This window comes from Streptomyces sp. NPDC051561, from assembly GCF_044454195.1.
Taxonomy (GTDB): domain Bacteria; phylum Actinomycetota; class Actinomycetes; order Streptomycetales; family Streptomycetaceae; genus Streptomyces.
In genome coordinates, this window is record NZ_JBITDM010000002.1 from 391,548 (window position 1) to 397,547 (window position 6,000).

The window sequence follows — 6,000 nt, forward strand, 5'->3', positions numbered from 1 at the left end:
GCCCGCTTTGCCGACGTGCACCTGCCACAGCGCTGTGGCCCCGTACGTCTCCATTCCGGGCAGTGCCACGCGCCACGAAGACGGCTTCTTTGCGAAGGAGCCCGCCATGTCGATGATCCGTGACCTGCGCGCAGTCGTACGTCCCTCGCTGCGCAAGAGCCCCACCGTCTACACCAACTACGACGCCACCCGGGACCACTCCGCCTCCAGCGCGGTGGTCGACTGCGCGGTCTACCGGGACGGGCGGCGGACCAAGGAGTGCGCCACTCCGCACGAGGCGATGATCCGGGTACGTGAGTCCGGCGGCTTCGCCTGGATCGGCCTGCACGAGCCGACCGAGGCCGAATTCGCCGGTATCGCGGCCGAGTTCGGGCTGCATCCGCTCGCCGTGGAGGACGCGGTGCACGCGCACCAGCGCCCCAAGCTGGAGCGCTACGACGACACCCTCTTCACCGTCTTCAAGACCATCCACTACGTCGAACACGCCGAACTGACCGCCACCAGCGAGGTCGTGGAGACCGGCGAAGTCATGTGCTTCACCGGACCCGACTTCGTGATCACCGTCCGGCACGGCGGCAAGGGCTCGCTGCGGGCGCTCCGCCACCGCCTCCAGGACGACCCCGAGCTCCTCTCCAAGGGCCCCTCCGCCGTCCTGCACTCCATCGCCGACCATGTCGTCGACGGTTACATCGCGGTCGCCTCGGCCGTTCAGGACGACATCGACGAGGTGGAGATCGATGTCTTCTCCGCCCCCACCAAGGGCAGCTCGCGCGGCATCGACGCGGGCCGGATCTACCAGCTCAAGCGCGAGGTGCTGGAGTTCAAGCGGGCGGTGGCCCCGCTGCTGCGCCCCATGCAGCAGCTCTCCGAGCGGCCGATGCGGCTGATCGACCCCGACATCCAGAAGTACTTCCGCGACGTCGCCGACCACCTGGCCCGGGTCCACGAACAGGTCGTCGGCTTCGACGAACTCCTCAACTCCATCCTCCAGGCCAACCTGGCGCAGGCGACCGTCGCCCAGAACGAGGACATGCGCAAGATCACCTCGTGGGCGGCGATCGTCGCCGTCCCCACGATGATCTGCGGGGTCTACGGCATGAACTTCGACTACATGCCGGAGACCCACTGGCGGTACGGCTACGCGATGGTGATCGGCGGAATCGTCGCCGTCTGCTTCACCATCCACCGTCTCCTCAAGCGCAACGGCTGGCTGTAGGGCCCCGCGCCCCGACCGCCTACCCTGAGCCCATGTCGCAGACCCCTCTCCTCGACCGGGCCCTCATCGAGGAGGCCACCAAGAAGTCCGGCCTCATCTGGGTCCGGGGCACCGGCCCCTCCCGCGCCCTCTGGCACATCTGGCTCGACGGCGCCGCCCATCTGATCGGCGACGGCCCCGGCGAGCAGCCCCTCCCCGGCCTCGTCGACGGCTCCACCGCCGAGGTCACCGTCCCCAGCAAGGACAAGGGCGCCCGTCTGGTCAGCTGGACCGCCACCGTCCGCGACCTGGCTCCCGGCACCGAGGAGTGGGACACCGCCGTCGCCGAGCTGAAGGGCAAGCGGCTCAACGCCCCCGACGCCGAGCAGATGACCGCCCGCTGGGCCCGCGAGTGCCGCGTCGTGCGGCTGACGCCCGAGGGGGACACCCGTCCCCACCCGGACGGCTCACTGGCCGCCGTACCCCTGACGACCTCGGCCACGACACGGCTGCCGGCGCCGGCGGGCCTGCCCAAGCTGCTGCTGAAGCGCAAGCGCCGGTCCGGCAAGTAGGCGGCGCCGGGGACCGGGCCCGCCGTTACCTGCGAACCGGCGTCCGGACGCGGGCTCTCAGTTGCTCGTCTTCGGGAGCTTGCGGCCGTAGTCGACCGTGAGGTCCTTGGGCGGGGCGGCGAGGGGGAAGTCCTTGTCCCAGTCGGTGAGCTGAACGACTCCGGCGCCGCCCGCGCGGGCCAGGCGCAGGGGGTAGGGCTGCTTTTCCAGGGATACGTCGAGGGCGCCGCCCGAACCGTCGGCGCCGCCGACGACCTTGATGGCACGCATTCCGGAGACGGTCTCGCGGTCGCCCTTGCCCAGTTCGCCGTTGAGGCCGAGGAGGCCGTCGAGGAGGACCTGCTTGTCGGTGAAGCCGCGGAACTGCTGGTACGCGGGGTCGTCCTTGGGGACCTTGACGTAACGGTCCTCCAGTTTGTCGGCGGCGTCCGCGTCCTCCTGCTTGAAGTCGGCGCCCGGTTTGGTGGCGTCGTGCCGCCAGAAGTCCGCGCCGGCCTTCATGAAGAGGTCGTCGTTGATGCGCAGCAGCTCGAAGGTGGAGTCCTTGGTGGAGACGGAACCGGTGCCGCCGGTGTTCTTCAGGCGCATGTTGAGCTTGTACGTGCCCCCACGGCTGACGAAGGTACCGGTGAGGCGTACGGCGGTGGCGGCCTTGGCGGTCGCCCTGGCCTTGCCCTCGATCTGGGCGGCGGAGAGCTTGCCGACCCCGTTCGTACCCTCGTCGGGGTCCTCGCCGCAGCCCGTGAGACCCGCCGCGAGACCGGCGCAGGCCACGCCGACGAGTACGGCCCTGCGTGCGCGGGCTGCCGGGGGGAATGCGGTCACGGGCGGCACTGCCTCTCCTGCGGGGGTCCGGAACCTCCCGCCGTAGGGGCGGGCGTCCGGTTGGCAGAGGGCAGCGTACCCGGGTCACCTGGGCCGTCAGGCAGTGAGCCGTCCGGACGCCCGCCGGAGCGTCGTTGATCCTCACGGGCTAGCCTGAAGCCGGTATCCGGCCTATTTGCAGACAAATAAAGGGTGCTGGGAACAGCGGACAGGAGGCGGTCGAGATGGCGGCAGGCGCACCGCGCGTCTTCGTGTCCCACCTGGCGGGCGTACCCGTGTTTGATCCGAATGGGGATCAGGTGGGGCGGGTGCGGGACCTGGTGGCCATGTTGCGGGTGGGGCGCAGGCCTCCGCGGCTGCTGGGGCTGGTGGTGGAAGTGGTGAGCCGGCGGCGGATCTTCCTGCCGATGACCCGGGTGACGGGCGTGGAGTCCGGCCAGGTCATCACCACCGGAGTGGTGAACATGCGGCGCTTCGAGCAACGCCCCACCGAGCGCCTGGTCCTCGGCGAGCTGCTCGACCGGCGGGTGCGGCTGGTGGAGGGCGACGAGGAGGTCACGGTGCTGGACGTGGCCATCGCGCAGCTGCCCGCCCGGCGCGACTGGGAGATCGACAAGGTCTTCGTACGCAAGGGCAAGGGCGGCGCGCTGCGGAGGAAGGGGGAGACGCTGACGGTGGAGTGGTCGGCCGTCACCGGGTTCTCCCTGGAGGAGCACGGGCAGGGGGCGGAGAACCTGATCGCGGCGTACGAGCAGCTGCGCCCCACCGACCTCGCCAACGCGCTGCACCACCTCACGCCCAAGCGCCGCGCCGAGGTGGCCTCCGCGCTCGACGACGACCGGCTCGCCGACGTACTCGAAGAGCTGCCGGAGGACGACTCGATCGAGATCCTCGGCAAGCTCAAGGAGGAGCGGGCGGCCGACGTCCTGGAGGCGATGGATCCGGATGACGCCGCCGACCTGCTGTCCGAGCTGCCGGAGGAGGACAAGGAAAGGCTGCTGACGCTGATGCAGCCGGACGACGCGGCGGACGTACGAAGGCTTCTGTCGTACGAGGAGCGGACGGCGGGCGGTCTGATGACGACCGAGCCGATCGTGCTGCGGCCGGATGCCACGGTGGCGGACGCGCTCGCCCGGGTACGGCAGCAGGATCTGTCGCCCGCGCTGGCGGCACAGGTGTATGTCTGCCGACCGCCGGACGAGACGCCGACGGGCAAGTACCTGGGGACCGTGCACTTCCAGCGGCTGCTGCGGGAGCCGCCGGGGACGCTGGTGAGCTCGGTGGTGGAGTCCGACCTTCCGCCGCTCTCGCCCGATACCTCGCTGCCCGCTGTGACCAGCTATCTCGCCGCGTACAACATGGTCGCGGCGCCCGTCGTCGACGAGGGCGGTTCGCTGCTGGGCGCCGTGACCGTCGACGACGTGCTCGACCATCTGCTGCCCGACGACTGGCGGGAGACGGAATTCAATCCGGGGGGTGTCGTCGGTGGCCGCTAGGCAGGGTGGAGAGTCCCGCAGGCAGGGTGGAGAGTCCCGGGGTGGTGAGGGCAAGGAGCGCGCGCGGTCCACGACCGGCGCGAGTGCGGTGACACGCGCCTCGCGTGTGCGTCTGGATCAGCCGAAGGCGCCGCGCCAGCGCCTGCTGCCCGAGTGGGACCCGGAGGCGTTCGGGCGGTTCTCGGAGCGGATCGCGCGCTTCCTGGGGACGGGGCGGTTCATCGTCTGGATGACGGCGGTGATCATCATCTGGGTGCTGTGGAACATCTTCGCGCCCCGTGAGCTGCGGTTCGACGAGTTCCCCTTCATCTTCCTCACCCTGGCGCTGTCGCTCCAGGCGTCGTACGCCGCCCCGTTGATCCTGCTCGCGCAGAACCGGCAGGACGACCGGGACCGGGTCACCCACGAGCAGGACCGCAAGCAGAACGAGCGCTCCATCGCCGACACCGAATACCTCACACGGGAAATCGCGGCACTGCGGATGGGCCTGGGCGAGGTCGCAACCCGTGACTGGATCCGTTCCGAACTCCAGGACCTGGTCAAGGAGTTGGAGGAGCGGAAGACCGTATTCCCGCCGGTGCCGCCGAACCGGAGTGACGAAGGCGACCGTTGACCGCCCTTTCCGGAGGCGTCCCCCGCCGCCGTAGTATCGGAAGCATGGCTACGGAAGACGCGGTGCGCGAAGCACTGGCGACGGTGAACGACCCCGAGATCCACCGACCGATCACTGAACTGGGCATGGTCAAATCGGTCGAGATCGGGGCGGACGGCGCGGTCGCCGTCGCGGTCTATCTGACCGTCTCCGGCTGCCCGATGCGCGAGACCATCACCAACAACGTGCGCGAGGCCGTGGAGCGCGTCGAGGGCGTCACCAGCTGCTCCGTCGAGCTGGACGTGATGAGCGACGAGCAGCGCAAGGAACTGGCCGGCGCGCTGCGCGGCGGGACCGCCGAGCGCGAGGTGCCCTTCGCCCAGCCCGGCTCGCTGACCAGGGTGTACGCGGTCGCCTCCGGCAAGGGCGGCGTCGGCAAGTCCTCGGTGACGGTCAACCTGGCGGCGGCGATGGCGGCCGACGGCCTCAAGGTCGGCGTCGTCGACGCGGACATCTACGGCCACAGCGTGCCGCGCATGCTGGGCGTCGAGGGCCGCCCCACCCAGGTCGAGAACATGATCATGCCGCCGTCCTCGAACGGCGTGAAGGTCATCTCCATCGGCATGTTCACCCCGGGCAACGCCCCGGTGGTCTGGCGCGGCCCGATGCTGCACCGCGCGCTCCAGCAGTTCCTCGCGGACGTGTACTGGGGCGACCTGGACGTCCTCCTCCTCGACCTGCCGCCGGGCACCGGTGACATCGCGATTTCGGTCGCTCAGCTCGTTCCTAACGCGGAGATCCTGGTCGTGACCACCCCGCAGCAGGCTGCTGCCGAGGTCGCCGAGCGGGCCGGTTCGATCGCGGTGCAGACCCACCAGAAGATCGTCGGCGTGGTCGAGAACATGTCCGGAATGCCGTGCCCGCACTGCGACGAGATCGTCGATGTGTTCGGTACGGGCGGTGGCGAGCGGGTCGCCGAGGGCCTGACCAGGACGACCGGTGCGACCGTGCCGGTACTCGGGTCCATCCCGATCGACGTACGGCTGCGCGAGGGCGGCGACGACGGCCGTCCGGTCGTGCTGACCGACCCCGAGTCGCCTGCCGGATCCGCACTGCGGGCCATCGCGGGCAAGCTGGGCGGCCGGGCTCGCGGCCTGTCCGGGATGTCGCTGGGGATCACCCCGCGCAACAAGTTCTGAGATTCTCGGGGGGGGGGTGGGGGGGGGGGGGGGGGGGGGGGGGGGGGGCGCGCCGCCCGGGGCGGGGGGGGGGGGGGGGGGGGGCGCGGGGGGGGGGGGGGGGGGGGGGGGGGGCTGGGCG

General features: G+C 70.5%; 6 protein-coding genes. 5 read left to right on the plus strand and 1 reads right to left on the minus strand.

Annotated features, from left to right (window positions below):
* Positions 1-106 precede the first annotated feature (106 nt).
* Together ACIA73_RS06085 and ACIA73_RS06090 are read left to right on the plus strand one after the other, a co-directional pair.
* Positions 107-1,216, plus strand: coding sequence for a magnesium and cobalt transport protein CorA (locus ACIA73_RS06085; protein ID WP_399437078.1), 1,110 nt, complete (start codon positions 107-109; stop codon positions 1,214-1,216).
* 32 nt (positions 1,217-1,248) lie between these two features.
* Positions 1,249-1,767: a hypothetical protein gene (locus tag ACIA73_RS06090; protein ID WP_399437079.1), complete on the plus strand. Its 519-nt coding sequence runs from the start codon at positions 1,249-1,251 to the stop codon at positions 1,765-1,767.
* A gap of 57 nt (positions 1,768-1,824) precedes the next feature.
* Here the strand turns inward: ACIA73_RS06090 and ACIA73_RS06095 are convergent, their stop codons facing one another.
* Positions 1,825-2,592, minus strand: a complete 768-nt coding sequence (locus ACIA73_RS06095; protein WP_399437080.1) for a hypothetical protein — start codon at positions 2,590-2,592, stop codon at positions 1,825-1,827.
* 224 nt (positions 2,593-2,816) lie between these two features.
* Between ACIA73_RS06095 and ACIA73_RS06100 the strand changes: the two genes are divergently transcribed.
* The 3 genes from ACIA73_RS06100 to ACIA73_RS06110 all read left to right on the plus strand — a co-directional run bounded on the left by ACIA73_RS06100 (position 2,817) and on the right by ACIA73_RS06110 (position 5,879).
* Positions 2,817-4,088, plus strand: coding sequence for a magnesium transporter MgtE N-terminal domain-containing protein (locus ACIA73_RS06100; protein WP_399437081.1), 1,272 nt, complete (start codon positions 2,817-2,819; stop codon positions 4,086-4,088).
* 106 nt (positions 4,089-4,194) lie between these two features.
* The gene (locus ACIA73_RS06105) at positions 4,195-4,701 is read left to right on the plus strand and encodes a DUF1003 domain-containing protein (RefSeq protein WP_399437082.1); all 507 of its coding nucleotides are present in this window, start codon (positions 4,195-4,197) and stop codon (positions 4,699-4,701) included.
* A 44-nt stretch (positions 4,702-4,745) separates the two neighbouring features.
* On the plus strand, positions 4,746-5,879 hold the full coding sequence (locus ACIA73_RS06110; RefSeq protein ID WP_399437083.1) for an Mrp/NBP35 family ATP-binding protein: 1,134 nt from the start codon (positions 4,746-4,748) through the stop codon (positions 5,877-5,879).
* Positions 5,880-6,000 lie beyond the last annotated feature (121 nt).